At 61.9% G+C, this 15,520-nt stretch carries 22 protein-coding genes and 1 pseudogene; all 23 read left to right on the top strand.

Annotated features, from left to right (window positions below):
• The first annotated feature begins 54 nt into the window (after positions 1-54).
• The 23 genes and pseudogenes from BTH_RS05310 to BTH_RS34295 all read left to right on the top strand — a co-directional run bounded on the left by BTH_RS05310 (position 55) and on the right by BTH_RS34295 (position 15,518).
• Positions 55-495, top strand: a complete 441-nt coding sequence (locus BTH_RS05310) for a phage regulatory CII family protein (RefSeq protein WP_009896483.1) — start codon at positions 55-57, stop codon at positions 493-495.
• Positions 443-961, top strand: a pseudogene (locus BTH_RS34950) (DNA cytosine methyltransferase); the annotation flags it as partial. The gene BTH_RS05310 and the pseudogene BTH_RS34950, both read left to right, overlap by 53 nt.
• Positions 962-1,196: 235 nt before the next feature.
• Positions 1,197-1,694: a hypothetical protein gene (locus BTH_RS34955; RefSeq protein WP_226383136.1), complete on the top strand. Its 498-nt coding sequence runs from the start codon at positions 1,197-1,199 to the stop codon at positions 1,692-1,694.
• A 4-nt stretch (positions 1,695-1,698) separates the two neighbouring features.
• Complete coding sequence (locus BTH_RS05320; protein WP_009896486.1) at positions 1,699-2,835, top strand: DNA-methyltransferase; 1,137 nt, start codon at positions 1,699-1,701, stop codon at positions 2,833-2,835.
• Positions 2,832-3,830 carry a phosphoadenosine phosphosulfate reductase family protein gene (locus BTH_RS05325; RefSeq protein WP_009896489.1) on the top strand — a complete coding sequence of 333 codons (999 nt, stop codon included), beginning with the start codon at positions 2,832-2,834 and terminating at the stop codon, positions 3,828-3,830. Before BTH_RS05320 ends, BTH_RS05325 begins: the two co-directional genes overlap by 4 nt.
• Before the next feature lie 34 nt (positions 3,831-3,864).
• The gene (locus tag BTH_RS05330; RefSeq protein ID WP_009896491.1) at positions 3,865-4,686 is read left to right on the top strand and encodes a ParB/RepB/Spo0J family partition protein; all 822 of its coding nucleotides are present in this window, start codon (positions 3,865-3,867) and stop codon (positions 4,684-4,686) included.
• On the top strand, positions 4,683-4,943 hold the full coding sequence (locus BTH_RS05335) for a helix-turn-helix domain-containing protein (protein WP_004526650.1): 261 nt from the start codon (positions 4,683-4,685) through the stop codon (positions 4,941-4,943). Before BTH_RS05330 ends, BTH_RS05335 begins: the two co-directional genes overlap by 4 nt.
• A gap of 153 nt (positions 4,944-5,096) precedes the next feature.
• On the top strand, positions 5,097-6,089 hold the full coding sequence (locus BTH_RS05340; protein WP_015967393.1) for a helix-turn-helix domain-containing protein: 993 nt from the start codon (positions 5,097-5,099) through the stop codon (positions 6,087-6,089).
• Complete coding sequence (locus tag BTH_RS05345; protein WP_011401112.1) at positions 6,086-6,637, top strand: DUF1064 domain-containing protein; 552 nt, start codon at positions 6,086-6,088, stop codon at positions 6,635-6,637. The genes BTH_RS05340 and BTH_RS05345 overlap by 4 nt, the downstream gene beginning before the upstream one ends.
• The gene (locus BTH_RS05350) at positions 6,634-6,990 is read left to right on the top strand and encodes a hypothetical protein (protein WP_009896497.1); all 357 of its coding nucleotides are present in this window, start codon (positions 6,634-6,636) and stop codon (positions 6,988-6,990) included. The genes BTH_RS05345 and BTH_RS05350 overlap by 4 nt, the downstream gene beginning before the upstream one ends.
• 14 nt (positions 6,991-7,004) lie before the next feature.
• The gene (locus BTH_RS34960) at positions 7,005-7,427 is read left to right on the top strand and encodes a DUF1364 family protein (protein WP_038712799.1); all 423 of its coding nucleotides are present in this window, start codon (positions 7,005-7,007) and stop codon (positions 7,425-7,427) included.
• A 2-nt stretch (positions 7,428-7,429) separates the two neighbouring features.
• Positions 7,430-7,762: a hypothetical protein gene (locus tag BTH_RS29935; RefSeq protein ID WP_011401114.1), complete on the top strand. Its 333-nt coding sequence runs from the start codon at positions 7,430-7,432 to the stop codon at positions 7,760-7,762.
• On the top strand, positions 7,738-7,998 hold the full coding sequence (locus tag BTH_RS05355; protein WP_009896498.1) for a hypothetical protein: 261 nt from the start codon (positions 7,738-7,740) through the stop codon (positions 7,996-7,998). The genes BTH_RS29935 and BTH_RS05355 overlap by 25 nt, the downstream gene beginning before the upstream one ends.
• Positions 7,995-8,438 carry a hypothetical protein gene (locus BTH_RS05360; protein ID WP_009896499.1) on the top strand — a complete coding sequence of 148 codons (444 nt, stop codon included), beginning with the start codon at positions 7,995-7,997 and terminating at the stop codon, positions 8,436-8,438. Before BTH_RS05355 ends, BTH_RS05360 begins: the two co-directional genes overlap by 4 nt.
• Before the next feature lie 49 nt (positions 8,439-8,487).
• Entirely contained in the window at positions 8,488-8,757 is a 270-nt protein-coding gene (locus BTH_RS05365) for a BrnT family toxin (protein WP_004549731.1), read from the top strand.
• Positions 8,741-9,025: a BrnA antitoxin family protein gene (locus tag BTH_RS05370; protein WP_011401115.1), complete on the top strand. Its 285-nt coding sequence runs from the start codon at positions 8,741-8,743 to the stop codon at positions 9,023-9,025. The genes BTH_RS05365 and BTH_RS05370 overlap by 17 nt, the downstream gene beginning before the upstream one ends.
• Before the next feature lie 137 nt (positions 9,026-9,162).
• Positions 9,163-9,564 carry an HNH endonuclease gene (locus BTH_RS35555; RefSeq protein ID WP_043288996.1) on the top strand — a complete coding sequence of 134 codons (402 nt, stop codon included), beginning with the start codon at positions 9,163-9,165 and terminating at the stop codon, positions 9,562-9,564.
• 91 nt (positions 9,565-9,655) lie between these two features.
• The gene (locus BTH_RS05375; RefSeq protein WP_025404174.1) at positions 9,656-10,135 is read left to right on the top strand and encodes a terminase small subunit; all 480 of its coding nucleotides are present in this window, start codon (positions 9,656-9,658) and stop codon (positions 10,133-10,135) included.
• Positions 10,135-11,877, top strand: a complete 1,743-nt coding sequence (locus tag BTH_RS05380) for a terminase large subunit (protein ID WP_011401117.1) — start codon at positions 10,135-10,137, stop codon at positions 11,875-11,877. Before BTH_RS05375 ends, BTH_RS05380 begins: the two co-directional genes overlap by 1 nt.
• A gap of 7 nt (positions 11,878-11,884) precedes the next feature.
• Entirely contained in the window at positions 11,885-13,180 is a 1,296-nt protein-coding gene (locus BTH_RS05385) for a phage portal protein (protein ID WP_009896509.1), read from the top strand.
• Positions 13,158-14,000, top strand: a complete 843-nt coding sequence (locus tag BTH_RS05390; RefSeq protein WP_011401119.1) for a head maturation protease, ClpP-related — start codon at positions 13,158-13,160, stop codon at positions 13,998-14,000. Before BTH_RS05385 ends, BTH_RS05390 begins: the two co-directional genes overlap by 23 nt.
• Before the next feature lie 4 nt (positions 14,001-14,004).
• Entirely contained in the window at positions 14,005-15,282 is a 1,278-nt protein-coding gene (locus BTH_RS05395) for a phage major capsid protein (protein WP_025404175.1), read from the top strand.
• 71 nt (positions 15,283-15,353) lie between these two features.
• Positions 15,354-15,518, top strand: coding sequence for a hypothetical protein (locus BTH_RS34295; protein ID WP_009896514.1), 165 nt, complete (start codon positions 15,354-15,356; stop codon positions 15,516-15,518).
• The last annotated feature ends 2 nt before the right edge of the window (positions 15,519-15,520 follow it).

The raw sequence follows: 15,520 nt of genomic DNA on the forward strand, positions 1-15,520 counted from the left end.
AGGATGAGTTTAGTAGTGCGAATGGTGAGAAAACACGTTTGTTTGGAGGATCGATTGAACATTCTCGATACGGCGCACGCCGTCGCTCACAACTATCCGGGCGGGTGCGAATCGCTCGCACCGCGCCTCGGTGTATCGCCCGCCGTGCTTCGGAGCAAGGTGAATCCGAACACGGGTACGCACAAGCTCACGCTTCAGGAGGCGGTACGCATTGGCGAGGTGACGGACAACGACGCGATTCTCGAAGCGTGGGCGGGCGAGCGCGGCTACGCGCTCGTGAAGTTGCCGAGCGCCGTTGACTGCTGCGACGCTGCGATCGTCGAGCTGATGGGCAAGGCGTGGTCGACGCACGGCGACGTCGGGCAGGAGATCGTGAAGACGCTCGAAGACGGCCGTGTCGAGCGGCACGAGATCGAGCGCGTGGATCACCGAATCTTCAAGCATGCGCAGGTGCTTCTCGATATCTCCGCGCGGCTGCGCGGCATGGCCGAGTAGTGGGGAGCGCTTGAGTGTCGCCTACTACAACGAGCACGATCAAGTCGCCGCGGAGTGGCTGCGCAACCTCGTTGCGGCAGGCCGCATCGCGCCCGGTGACGTCGACGAACGCGACATCCGCGACGTGCATCCCGACGACCTTCGTCCATACGCCCAGTGCCATTTCTTCGCAGGCGTCGGCGTCTGGTCCTACGCGCTTCGTCGCGCCGGATGGCCCGACGATCGACCTGTTTGGACGGGTTCCTGTCCGTGCCAACCTTTCTCCGCGGCAGGCAAAGGACTTGGGTTTGATGACGAGCGGCATCTCTGGCCTGCGTGGTACTGGCTCATCGGTGAGCGCCGTCCTGCAATCGTCTTTGGAGAGCAGGTTGCGGGGTCGGCTGTCGACCCTTGGATCGACCTTGTTCAAGCTGACGTGGAAGCGTTGGACTACGCCTATGGGTGTGTCCCGTTTCCGTCTGCGGGCGTCGGCTCCCCGCATATCCGAGACCGGGCGTATTGGATGGCCTACGCCGCTCGCGAGCGACGCGCGAGGATCAGCGGGCGTCGGCAAAACCGAATTGCCGAACATCGCGAAGCTGGCCGGTTGGCCCACTCCAACCGCATGCCAAGCGGGCGGGGCTCCGGAGCAGTTCTTAGAACGGAAGCTACGCGCGATCGCGCGCGGCTCGAAGATGGGCGTGAGCCTGACGGATCTTGGAATGGTTGCGCAACTGTCGGGCTGGCCGACGCCGACTGTTGGCAACGCGGAGGGATCTCAATCGTTCGCGGGCTTGAGCGCGACGGGCAAGACGCCGGACGGTCGCAAGGTCGCGGTGAGCCTGAATCATGTGGCGCAGTTCGCGGGCTGGGCAAGCCCGACCACGGGCGATGCGAAGGTGCGGGACTACCAACGCAGCGGTGCAACGGGGACGATCAATCTAGCGCTGAACGGAATGGCCAAGCTGGCGAGCATGCAACCGTTGCAGCCGGCCGCCGAAGCGGAGTTGAAATTGCCACCGCTGATCCCGGCCCGATTAACGGCTTCTGGCGAGATGCTGATTGGCTCCTCTGCCGGGATGGAAAGTGGCGGCCAGTTGAACCCGGCACATTCCCGTTGGCTCATGGGGCTCCCGCGCGAGTGGGACGACTGCGCGCCTACGGCAACGCGATCAACGCGGAAGCGGCGGTTGCGTGGATCGAAGCGTGCCGAGGGGTGATCGGATGAACTGGCTCGACCGCTCCCACCGCGGCGACTGCCGCGACCTTATGCGCGCGATGATCGCCGATGGCGTGAAGGTGCAGACGATCGTGACGTCGCCGCCGTACTGGGGCCTCCGCTCGTATCTGCCCGACGGTCATCCGGACAAGCATCGCGAGATCGGCAGCGAGCCGACACTGCGCGAGTTCATCAACACGCTGGTCGGCGTGTTCGATCTGGCGCGCGCGCTGCTAGCCGACGATGGCACGCTCTGGCTGAACATGGGCGATGCCTATGCCTCATCGGGCGGACAGACGCCGATGCGCGGAGAGACGTTTGCCGGGCGCGCTCGCGCTAAGGAGAACATCTGCCTGAGCAACAGGAAAGCGGGCATCGACGGTCTGAAGGTCAAAGATCTGATGGGCCAGCCGTGGCGTCTTGCGTTTGCATTGCAGGATGCCGGCTGGTATCTCCGACAGGACATCATCTGGCACAAGCCGAACCCGATGCCCGAGAGCGTGCGCGACCGCTGCACTAAGGCACACGAATATCTGTTTCTGCTTTCGAAGAGCGAGCGCTACTACTACGACTTCCACGCGATGCAGGAGCCTGTGAGCGGTGGTGCTCATGCACGTTCGCCCGGCAATCGGTCACACAAGGCCACAAATGCATTTGCGGCGGGCGACGAGCATCACCGCACGAAAAGCGGACTCGTCGCGTACGCCGAGCGGCAGCGCGCCGCGGGCGTCAATCCGAAAGCTGTAGCGGTCGCCGGTTGGCAGACGGGACCGGGCGCACATTCGACTGTCGAGCACAACCGCGGCGCTCGTGCAAAGCGGCAGAAGCAAAACGAATCGTTCTCGGCAGCCGTCACCGACGTTGTCACGAGTCGAAATCGCCGGAGCGTCTGGACGATCCCGACGCAGTCGTTCGACGGTGCCCACTTTGCAACTTTCCCCGAGGCGCTCGTCGAACCTTGCGTGCTCGCCGGCAGTCGGCCGGGCGACGTCGTGTTCGATCCGTTCTTCGGCAGCGGCACGACCGGACAAGTAGCGCAGCGCCTCGGCCGCCGTTTCATCGGCTGCGAACTCAACCCGGACTATGAGCCGCTGCAGCGCGATCGTCTGCGGCAGCCGGGATTCGTTTTGGAGGTCATGTGAGCGAGCGCCCAACCCTCCACGTCGTTTCTCTGTCCGGCGGCAAGGACAGTACCGCGACGCTGTGCGTCGCACTCGAACAGCACGGTTCGGAGAACGTGCGTGCTGTGATGGCGGATACCGGAAACGAGGATGAGCAGAACCTCGAATACGCGCTCGACTATTTGCCTCGCGCGCTCGGTATCCCGGTGGACGTAGTGCGGGCCGACTTCACTGACGAATTTGCGACAAAGCGAGCGAACCTTGCGCGGATCGCCGCCGGCGAACCTGAGTCAGCCGTGTACGGCAAGCGCGAGTTCATGTACCGCTGGACGCCCGAGGCGGCCGCACGAGCGCTTGAAGTGCTACATCCGACCGGAATCCCATTCCTTGACCTTTGCCTTGTCCGCGGCGGATTTCCATCACGCAAGCGGCAGTTCTGCACGCAGTACCTGAAGACCGAGCAACTTGTCGGCTACGCATTGCGTGAGATCGACCGCGGCTACGCGGTGTGGTCGTGGCAGGGCGTTCGCATTGACGAGAGCGATTCGCGTCGAGAGCGTCTTCAGGGTACGGGCGCGTGCGTGAAGGCATTCGAGGTGGTCGGCGGCGGCCTTTTCAATTACCGCCCCATTCTGCGCTGGAGTGCCGCCGACGTATTCGAAGCGCACGCGGCGGCCGGCATTCGACCAAATCCGCTGTACCGGCAAGGCATGTCGCGCGTTGGCTGCATGCCATGCATCAACGCCGGGAAGTTGGAACTGCGAGAGATCGCGCGCCGGTTTCCCGAGCACGTCGAGCGCATTGCGGAATGGGAGCGTCTCGTGTCCGAAGTCTGCAGGCCGGGTAGCCCAGTCTCGTTCTTTCATCAGGGCACAACGGGCCATACGGGACAGGCGTCCACGATTTGGAAGGTCGTCGACTGGTCGAAGACGAGCCGCGGCGGCCGTCAATACGACCTTCTCGCGGACGCAGAACCTGCGACGGCATGCTCGTCCGCATACGGGCTCTGCGAATAGCTCCACACACCAACTATCTCAACAGGAGCCACTGATGGCCAAAAACTCAATCGACGTCTACGGGGCATCGGGCAAGGGCAACGTCCTTTCGATGGACCCCGACAAGCTGACGCTCGTCACGGACCCGAAGCACCCGCTGTACGACCGGCGCGTACATCAGGCGCCGAACCCGAAGACGGTTCGGAACTATCGCGCGCAGGGCGTGCTTGAGCCGGTGCTCTTCTACAAAGACCCGGAGACGGGCGAGAACCTCGTGATCGACGGCCGTCGCCGCGTGATCAACGCGCGCGAGCTGAACCGTCAACTGATCGAGGCGGGCGAAGAGCCGATCACGATTCCGGCGATCCCGAAGCGCGTCATGCGCGACAGCGACAAGTCGTTCGTCGGAATGATGGTCAGCACGAACGAGATCCGCGAAGAAGACTCGCCGATCAACCGGGCCGAGAAGATGGCTCGCATGCTCGACGTCGGCCACACCGAGGATGCTATCGCCGTCGCGTTCGGTGTCGAGGTGCCGACCGTGCGCTCTGCTTTGAAGCTGCTCGACTGCTGCATGGCGGTGCGTGACGCTGTTGAGGCGGAACAGATCACTGTGTCGCACGCGCTGAAGCTTGCGAAGCTGTCGCCCGACGAGCAACGCGCGAAGGTTCAGGCGTTGATCGATGCCGCTGACGGCAAGGAAGGGCACGCGCGCTCGCGTGCGCAGAAGGCCGTGCTCGGCGGTACGGCGGCGCGCGTACGTCCGCGTAAGCAGATCGAGGCGGCGCTCGCGGAGGCGACGGGCGAGCGCTTGGCGGCGCTGCGATGGGTGCTCGGCATTGACGACGCGGAAAGCGCACAGGAGGCCACCGAATGAGTTTCGAGCACCTCAACCGCGCTATGCGCGAGCAGTTCCCGCCGACGGCCAAGGTGATCCTGATCTTTCTGGCGCGGTTGGCCGACGAGCAGGGGAATTGCGATCCGTCGATCGACGCCATTGCGGAATTCGCGGGCGTGACGCGCGTGACCGTGTCGTCGACCCTTCGCACGTTGGAGGAGGCCGGTGCGCTGCGCATTACGCGCCGGCCCGGTCATCCGAGCGCCTATCGCTTGACTCTCGGGAGAGCGTCTTGACTCCGACCGACATCAAAGAGCCCATTCCGGCGCGCGCTGGCGAAGTGACGCCCGTTGCGGTGACAGCTCGCGCAGCGGCCACGCGTACGTGTCTGTCATGTGGCGCAAAGACTGACGCTGACGGCGCGTTGCCGTGCGGGCACTGAGGAGCCTATGAGCGTCAAGGTTATGAACGCGGTGTTCGAGCGCTATCCGGAAGGCGGCGGCGAGATGATTCTCGCGCTGGCACTTGCGGACCATTCGCACGACGACGGCACGCACATCTATCCGAGCGTCGACAAGTTGGCTGCGAAGACGCGCCAATCGCCGCGTGCAGTGCAGTACCAGCTTCGCCGGATGCAGCAGTCGGGCTGGCTAATTCTCGTGAGCGAGTCGAAGGGCGGGCGTGGGAATACGCGCGAATACCGAATCAATTCGGACTGGATAAACGGTGCAGAACTTGCGCCCATTTCGTCGGGTTCAAAGGGTGCAAAAAATGCACCCAATGGAAAGGGTGCAAACGACGACGTAAAGGGTGCAACTGGCGACATAAAGGGTGCAAATCACAGCACTAAAGGGTGCAAAGCTTTTGCACCCGAATCATCAGGAACCGTCATAGAACCATCAGAGAACCATCAACCCGCGCGGCGTGCGCCGCGAGTTGCGTTGCATGGCGAACTGCGATCAATCGAGCTGCCCGACTGGTTGCCCGTCGACGCGTGGCTCGACTGGTGCGAGCACCGCGAGGCGAAAGCGGCGGAGAAGTCGGCCCCGTGGACACGCCCGGCGGCGAAGGTGTCGCTGCGCCGCCTCGAGAAGCTGAGAGAGCTTGGGCATGCCCCGGCGGACTGCATCGACGAAGCGGTATTGCGCGGCTGGACGGGGCTGTTCCCGGTAAAGCCGGACGGCGCGGCGACGACCGGGCAGGACGTTCCTTCCGATTGGCACAAGAGCGCGCAAGGTGTCACTGACCGCGGTAAGCAACTCGGCATCGAGCAGCGCGAGGGCGAAGTGTTCATGCGTTTCAAGGCGCGCGTCGTCAAGGCGGCCGGCCCAGGCGAGGCGATGGAGGAAATGCTGCGCGAGGCTGCCCGCTTCGGGAATGAGACCTACGAGCAGTTGTACCGGTACTTCAACGACATCCCGCGCGATCAGGAGGCGACGTGACGAAGCGCGCTTCATGGCCGCTCGTTGTTCCCGAGGGTACGGCGATGGTTGGCACGGCACGCGTGCGCGACGACCGAACTATCGGTCGCAGCTTCGCCGAGCGCGAGCTGGCGCGCCGCACGGGCAATCAACCGAACTCCGAATTCGACGAAATCGCATCCGGCGACCTCGACCGGCCACTCTTCACGCCGGTAATGACGGCGAAGCGCTCGAAGTACCGCAACACGAAGTGCGAGCACGACGGCATCAAGTTCGACAGTAAGCGCGAGCGCTCGCGATGGTTCGAGCTGATCAAGCAACAAGACGTCGGGCTGATCAGCGGTCTTCGGCGTCAGGTGGAGTTCGAGCTGATCGCGCGTCAGCGGCGCTCGGACGGCTCGATCGAGCGAGCCGTCAGATACGTCGCCGACTTCACCTATCGCAATTCGGCTGGTGAGCTTGTGGTCGAGGACGTGAAGTCAGCGGTGACACGGAAGAACAAGGACTACGTCATTAAACGAAAGCTGATGCTCCGAGAGCGCGGCATCACGATTCAGGAGGTCGAGTGAAGAAGATGGTGAGCTTGAGCACGGGTAACTGGCTGATCTGCGATTGCTTGAAGCGGAAGGCCGGCCGCCGCGGGCTGACGATTGAGCAGATCGGATACGAAGCGTCGATGACGACCGATACCGTGAAGGGGCGCATACGAAACCTTCTCGGCAAGAAGTTCGTTGAACGGATCGAAGGCTCGCGCCCCACGACATACCGCTGCTTGCTCAAGGACCTTCCGGCGCCGACGGAATCGCCACAGGAGCGCATTTTGAAGCAAGCGGCTGAGCGGAATCGGGAGCGCAGCGCAGCGATCGCGCACGCGGCATTGGCAGTCGACCTGATGATTCGCTCTTGCATGACGGTTGCATGAGGCGATCAGCACCATTGAAACGTACGGGCTTCAAACGAAAGCCGCATTCGCCGTTCAGCAGCCTGACGCGAACGGCGACGCTGAAGCGTCAGAAGGCGATCGTGAAGCGGATCAAGCGGCCGACGGTCGCCGAGGGCTCGAAGTACTTGGCGGCTTGCCGCGGCGAGGAATGCTATCTCCGCGTGCCGGGCGTCTGTTGCTCGATCGGGTGGCCGCATGAATCGGTCGTCGATTGTCACTCGAACCAGTCGAAGCATGGGAAGGGCGCCGGGACCAAGGCGAAGCACGAGTACACCGTCCCCGGATGCGGACCTTGCCATTACTGGCTCGACTTTGGCCCGGCGCCACGCGCGGAGAAGGTCGCAACATGGGGCCGGGCATATATGGAATGGGAGCCGATACGGGCCCGAAAGATGGGAGAAGCAAATTGCCAGTGAGGATGTGGGTTGAGATTCCGGACGGCTCGTATAGCGTGCCGAGACATCGCGGACGTGGCGGAATTATCGTCTGTGAGCGGAAGCGTGAGATCGACGCGACAGTATTTTGGATCGCTCGTATCGCAACCGTTAAGCGCCAGTTGGTCGCGGCCGTCGAGGTGGATGCGTTTATTCCCGAAATGCACCGATCGCGCATCCCGGAGTGCGATGGCCGTTGGGTGGAGCCGGGCGTTTTCCGGACGAAGGCATACGTGCATCGCAATCGGCATTCGCGCGTGCTCGGCGCATTCATCGAGAGCGGAGATAGCGCATGGGACGTGCGGGGGATGTCTTGAGCGCCTATCTCTACTTCGACTTGGGTGAGATTGCGGAGCCCGTGGCAAAGATGGCGTTGCGTCGCAATGAAGCAAGCACGGGTCGCCGCGTCATCGCGTTTCCGGGCTGCCCGCTCGAAGGCGTCGAACTCAAGGGCGGCCAAATCGAGATGCGGTTTCCACGCAGCGAGGAGATACGCACTGTCCTGATTAACTGGCTGATGTACTGGGGAATCCCGTTTCGAGTCCTGCCATGAACGAGCAAAACGAACCGACGATCGACGAGAGCAACCAGATAGAGGAACTGCTCGACGAGTGGTACGACTGGCAATCGGGATACACACCGAACCTCGGACATGGAAGGGTCGCCGCCACGTGCCGAGGCTTCGCCGAAGACGACCGGACCGAAACGGCGGAGGAACGAGCAGAGAAGGCCGATCGGAAGGCGGCAAAGCGGCGCGCGGAACTGGTTGACGTCTGCGTCGATGCATTGGCATGGCAGGAGCGCGCAGCGATTCAGCAGCACATGAAGGCGAAGCGCGTTAGCGAGATGAACCGGGAATGCGGTGCGCGCGTCTGGCTCAATCCTCGCCGGTCCGCTTTGCTGGACGCGCATGCGACGTATCAGCAGGCGAAGCGGTCGATTCTTGGGCCGCTGAAACGTCGCGGCCTGCTGAAGTGTCCCGAATTACTGTAGCTACAAATATCCCTTGCATTGAACATTTATCGTAGCTACAATAATTTGCATGGACATCACCTTTGACCCGACCAAGAACGAAACGAACATTGCCAAGCATGGAGTGTCGTTGGCGCTTGCAGCGCAACTCGACTGGTCGGACGTGTTGTCCTACGTGGACGACCGACGCGACTACAGTGAAGTGCGCGAAGTCGGGTTCGGTGTGATCGGCGATCGCCTCTATTGCGTGGTGTTCACGCAGCGCGGCGACTCGATGCACATCATCAGCATGCGTAAGGCGAACAAGCGGGAGGTCAAGAGCTATGTCGAGCAAGCGTAAGATCGTCATGCCGACGGACGAGGAAGACGCGGCAATCAACCGCGGCATCGCGGCCGATCCCGACACGTTCGAAGTGCCGGCGGAAGACTTCGCGAAGATGACGCGGCGAGGCAAGCGTGGTCGTCCGCCGCTCGAAGCGCCCAAGGTGCAATTGACGGTGCGCTACGACGTCGACATCGTGGACGCCTTCAAGGCAACAGGCGAAGGTTGGCAGACGCGTATGAATGATGCGTTGCGCGAGTGGCTGAAGGAGCACCAGCCTGCGTGATTGCCGACGATGATGTCGTTTAAAAAAAGGGGTTGTAAACCGCGCCACGTTTCGCTATATTGACGATGTCGGGCGCGAGGTGCGCCCAAACGAAGCCCGCTAGGCGAAAGCCTTGCGGGCTTTTTGCATTGGTGGCCATGAATCGAAAGTTGACGACGCTCAAGCCTCGTGTGCGGCAGATGGTGGCTGCGCGAGTGTCAATGAGTGAGTCGGGTTCTTGGCGAGCCGGGAAGTCGAGCAGCACGGCGCGCGGCTACGGGTACGAATGGCAGCAATTGCGCGCGGCTCACCTCGCAGTGCGTCCGCATTGCGTGTACTGCTTGCGCGCGCTAGGGATGGCGGGATGGTTGCCGGCCGACGTGGTGTTGGAATGCGCTGCGCGTGGGATCGTCGAGCCGATTGGAACGATTTGCGATCACATCATTCCACATCGCGGAGACAGGCGACTGCTTCTCGATCCAGCGAACATTCAGACGCTGTGCAAGCCGCATCACGACAGCGCGAAGCAGCGCGAGGAGCGAGGCGACGGCCGACGATGAAGCCGGGGGTGTGAAAAGTCTGGTGGTCGCTTCGGCCTAGACCGCACGTTCCCTCACGCGCAGAAAATTTCCCCTTTTCAGGATTTTGTTAATGGCTTTAACAGCGAAAAAGCGGAAGTTCGCCGATGCTGTTTTAGCCGGTAAGTCCAATAAGGACGCGGCTATCGCGGCAGGCTACAGCCCAGCGACAGCTTCGGCGGCCGGGTCGCGCCTTGTTAAAGACAAGGACGTGGCCCTGTATCTCGCCGCGAATCGGGTGCAGGCGGAATCTAAGTCCACCGAACGCACACAGCAGGCGTCGTCGCCGCAGAAGCCGTCCGGGTTCGACCTGAACGCGATGACGAACTTCACTGACCCGAAGGCGTTCTTGATCGCGGCGATGAACGATGCCCGGACGGAGCCGAAGCTACGGATCGATGCGGCAAAGGCGCTGATGCCGTTCGTTCACAAGAAGCTTGGCGAGGGCGGCAAGAAGGAACAGAGCGCCGAGGCGGCAAAAAAAGTCGCGAGCCGGTTTGCTCCATCGGCGCCGCCGCGCCTGGTCGCTAACGGTGGCAGGAAGGTTGACTGATGGAATGGACTACGGCATGCCCTGATTGGGAAACGCGGCTGATCGAGCGCCGATCAATCATTCCACCGCCAATCTTCCGTGATCCGGCCGAGCATGCTCTGGCGATCTTCAAGCAACTGAAGGTGGTGGATCTCCCGAAGGTATGGGACGCTGAGATCGAGGAATGGCGGCCGCCCACGTTTGGCGAATGCTCCGAAGAGTGGGTCTTCGACTTCGTGCGCGCCATCTTCGGCGGTTGCGATCCCGAGACAGGTAAGCAGCTGATCCGTGAGTATGGGCTGCTGATCTCGAAAAAGAACACGAAATCGACTATCGCCGCCGGCATCATGCTGACGGCGCTCATTCTGTGCTGGCGCGAGGAAGAAGAACATCTGATCTTGGCACCGACAAAGGAGGTCGCAGATAACAGCTTTAAGCCGGCAGCGGGGATGATTCGGACTGACGAAGAGCTGTCCGCGTTGTTCCACATCCAAGATCACATTCGCACGATCACGCACCGCGTGAACCGAAATAGCCTGAAGGTCGTCGCTGCCGACACGGACACCGTTTCCGGTAAGAAGTCAGGCCGTATTCTGGTCGACGAGCTTTGGCTGTTTGGCAAGCGCGCGAACGCTGCGGCAATGTTTCTCGAAGCGCTGGGCGGTCAGGTGTCGCGAGACGAGGGTTGGGTCATTTTCCTGACCACTCAGTCCGACGACCCGCCGGCCGGTGTGTTCCGACAGAAGTTGAATTACTGGCGTGACGTGCGGGACGGGAAGATCAACGACCCGAAGACGCTAGGCATCCTGTACGAGTTTCCTGCGGCGATGGTGATGGCGAAAGCCTACATGCGGCCGGAGAACTTCTACATCACGAACCCGAATCTCGGGCGGTCCGTCAGTGCTGAATGGCTGCAGGACCAACTGCGACTGTATGAGGGGGAGCGCGATGGCACCTTCCAGAAGTTCCTCGCGAAGCACCTGAATATCGAAATCGGCATAAACCTCCGGACTGATCGGTGGGCCGGCGCCGATTTCTGGATAAGCGCCGGACTTCCGGAGCGTGTGGAGCTGTTCGACCTACTAGAACAATGCGAGGTGATCGCAGCCGGAATCGACGGTGGCGGGCTTGATGACTTGCTCGGGCTGGGGGCCGTCGGGCGCATGTGCGGATCGCGAAACTGGCTCGCGTGGGCGCACGCTTGGGCGCATCCGTCTGTACTGGAACGCCGGAAAGAGATTGCTCCGGCACTTCACGATTTTGAGAAGGCGGGTGATTTGACGATCGTCTCCCGGATCGGTGATGACGTTGTGCAGGCTGCCGAGTATGTCGCGCGTATCGAGCGCGCGGGGCTTCTGTACAAAGCCGGTGTCGACCCGGCTGGCATCGGCGCCGTTCTCGATGCGCTGGCGGCTGCAAAGGTGCCGGAAGACAAAGTGATCGGCATTTCGCAGGGCTGGAAGCTCTCCGGGGCTATCAAAACGACGGAACGGCGCATCGCGGCGGCATCGGGACAGCGAATCGATGGCGATGAATCCCCGGATGGCGCGCTATATCACGGCGGCCAGCCTCTGTTGACGTGGGCCGTCGGAAACGCGCGTGTCGTGCCGGTCGGTAACGCCGTGAATATCACCAAGCAGGTGAGCGGGACGGCCAAGATCGACCCGCTGATGGCACTGTTTAATGCGGTTTCGCTTATGGGGCTCAATCCGCCAGCGCAAGGCCAATCGGTCTACGAAACGCGCGGCATTCGTTTTCTCTGAGGTGGGAATGGGTTGGTTCGATTTCATCCGGCGTGGTAAGCAGCCGGAGGCCGACGCTCGCCCGCACGTCGAGCCGTCGTTTCAGGTGGCAGCACCCGCTACGTCGCCACCCGGCGAATCGTTCAGCGGGCTCGACGATCCGCGATTGAAGGAGTACATCCGGCGCGGCGAGCTGGACGGCGGAGCGGGGCGCGAGACTCGCGCGCTACGAAACATGGCTGTCCTTCGCTGTGTCACCTTGATCTCCGGGACGATAGGCATGTTGCCGATGAATCTGATCAACAGCGACGACAGCAAGAGGGTACAAGCCGACGATCCCGCGCATCGGTTGCTGAAGTACCGGCCGAACGATTGGCAGACGCCGATGGAATTCAAGAGCTTGATGCAGTTGCGCGCGTTGCTTGATGGTCAGTCGATGGCGCGAATCGTTTGGACTGGCAACCGACCTATTCGGCTCATTCCAATGGATCGGGGATCTGCCAAGGGGCGTCTCACGGCATCGTGGCAGATGGTCTACGACTACACCACGCCGGCCGGCGATAAGGTCGAACTGCCGGCGCGTGAGGTGTTTCATCTGCGCGACCTATCTCTCGACGGAATCAATGGTATTTCGAGGGTCAGGCTATCCCGTGATGCTCTGGAACTGGCTGAACAGGCTGAGCGGGCCGCGTCGCGCACGTTCACAACCGGCGTGATGGCGGGTGGAGCGATCGAGGTGCCGAAGGAACTCTCGGACAACGCCTACGGCCGCATGAAGTCGTCGATTCGTGAGAACCACAGCGGATCGGAGAACGCAGGCAGTTGGATGCTGCTGGAGGAAGGGGCGACGGCGAAGCAGTTCTCGAACACGGCGGAGTCAGCGCAGCAGATCGAGAACCGCAATCATCAAATTGAGGAAGTGGCGCGTATGTACGGCGTGCCGCGGCCGCTGTTGATGATGGATGACACAAGTTGGGGGAGCGGTATCGAGCAGCTTGCGATCTTCTTCATCCAGTACGGACTATCGCACTGGTTCGTATCGTGGGAGCAGGCTGCAGCGCGCGCTTTTCTGCCCGAAAAGATGCTTGGTCAGCGGCAGTTCAAATTCAACGAAGGCGCATTGCTGCGGGGCACGCTGAACGATCAAGCGGCCTTCTTCTCGAAGGCACTCGGGGCCGGCGGGCAATCGCCGTGGATGAAGCAAAACGAAGTCCGCGAGACGCTCGATTTGCCCCGCGTCGACGACCCGGTTGCAGATCAGCTCCGGAATCCTATGACACAGAAACCGAAAGGAAGCGGCGATGAGCCTCCTGCAACTACCTGAAATCCGCGCTGACCATCGACTCGGCGCGGCTCAATTCGATGTCCGTCCGGACGCACTGGAGCGGTGGAATCCCGATGTGCGATCTGCTGTGGCTGACGATGCCGCGTCGATCTCGATTTACGACTCGATCGGCGACAACTGGGAAGGCACTGGCGTTACCGCGAAGCGGATCAGCGCTGCGCTGCGCAACATCGGCGCGCGCGATGTAGCGGTGAACGTCAATTCGCCCGGCGGCGATTTCTTCGAGGGCGTCGCGATCTACAACCTGCTGCGTGAGCACAAGGCCAAGGTGACGATCAACGTCATGGGGCTGGCGGCCTCCGCAGCGTCGGTGATCGCGATGGCCGGCGACGAGATCCTGATGGGCGATGGCGCGTTCCTGATGATTCACAACGCATGGGCTGTCGCGATCGGCAACAGGCACGACATGACGGCTGCTGCAGCGACGCTCGCGCCGTTCGATGCAGCGATGGCGAAGCTGTACGCGCAGCGCGCGGGGATTCCGGAGGCAACGGCCGCTGCGATGATGGACAGGGAAACGTGGATCGGGGCCGATCAAGCGGTCGACGACGGTTTCGCGACGGGAAAGCTCGATAGCGCGTCCGTCGTAGCAGAAACGAATGCGAGTGCCGGCCGGAAGGCAATGGCTCTCATCGAGGCATCGATGGCGCGTGCGGGCTACTCCCGATCCGTGCGCCGCGATGCACTCAAAGCCCTATTCGACGGCAAGCCGGGCGCTGCCACCGGAAACGCCACGCCGGGCGCTGGCGACGAAGTTGCAGCTTCGCTGCATACCCTCATCAACGCTCTTCAAGGATGACAAGTTGAGCAAAAAACTTCTAATTACCGCGCTCGCGGCAGCCCTGTCGGGCACGGCTGGTGCGGTGCCGCGCGGCATCATGTCCGTGCGCGCCGAGACTCCGGGCGAAATCAAAGCCCTGATCGACAATTTGCAGAAAGCGTTTCACGATTTCAAGGCTGAGCATACGAGGCAACTCGATGCGGTGAGAGCCGGTCTGCCGATGTCGGACGCTATGGCGAAGGTCGACAAGGTCAGTGCCGATCTCGAAGCACTTCAGGCGGCCGTCGACGAGACCAATATCAAGCTCGCTGCAGCGCAGATGGGTGCGAACGGCGCGAAGCCGCTGCGCGACGCCGAATATACCGACGCGTTCAACGCTCATTTCAAGCGTGGCGACATCAACGCCGCACTTCACAAGGGCGAGGACGGCGAGGGCGGATACCTGACGCCGATCGAGTGGGACCGCTCGATCACGAAGAAGCTCGTGCAGATCTCGCCGATGCGTCAACTGTGCCGCGTTCAGTCGGTTTCGAAGGCCGGCTTTTCGAAGCTGTTCAACATGGGAGGCACGGCAAGTGGGTGGGTCGGTGAAGCCGACGATCGCCCGCAAACGGGCACGGCCGCGTTTGCGTCGCTCGCGTTCGGGCACGGCGAGATTTACGCGAATCCCGCCGCGACGCAGGGCATTCTCGACGACAGCGAAATCGATCTCGAATCGTGGCTCGCCGAAGAGGTGCAAACTGAATTCGCGAAGCAGGAGGGACGGGCATTCCTCGCCGGTGATGGTACGAAGAAGCCGACCGGCATTCTTACGTACGTGGACGGCGGCGCAAACGCGAAGAAGCATCCATTCGGGGCGATCGGGGTGGTGAACAGCGGCGCTGCCGCGGGCATCACGTCGGACGGCATCATCGATCTGATCTACGATCTGCCGAGCGCGTTCACGGGCAACGCGCGCTTCACGATGAACCGCAATACGCAACGAGCGGTACGCAAGCTGAAAGACGGCCAAGGCAATTACCTGTGGCAACCGTCGTACGTTGCTGGCCAGCCGGCGACGCTCGCGGGCTACCCCGTGACGGAAGTGCCCGACATGCCGGATGTCGCGGCGAACTCAACGCCGATTCTCTTCGGCGACTTCATGCAGACGTATCTGATCATCGATCGCATCGGCGTGCGCGTGCTGCGCGATCCGTATACGGCGAAACCGTACGTCCTGTTCTATACGACGAAGCGCGTCGGTGGCGGCCTGCTTAATCCGCAGCCGATGCGCGCGCTGAAGGTGGCGGTGAGCGCGTAACGAGCCAATCGAATGGGAAGCGGGGTTGAAGGGGCACTTGTGGCCCCTTCTTTTTTTGCAGGAGGGATTGTATGGCGAAGCTCATCAAGCCGTTCAAGGGCGTTAAGAACGGCGAAATCTATCCAACCTTGCTCGAGGTTGGCGAAGAATGCCCGCCCGAGCTGGAAGACGGCGCGCGCGAACTCGGCGCGCTTGAGGGCGCGGATGACAAGAAGCCGGCCACGGCGAAGAAGTAAGC

It is taken from the genome of Burkholderia thailandensis E264 (assembly GCF_000012365.1).
GTDB lineage: Bacteria > Pseudomonadota > Gammaproteobacteria > Burkholderiales > Burkholderiaceae > Burkholderia > Burkholderia thailandensis.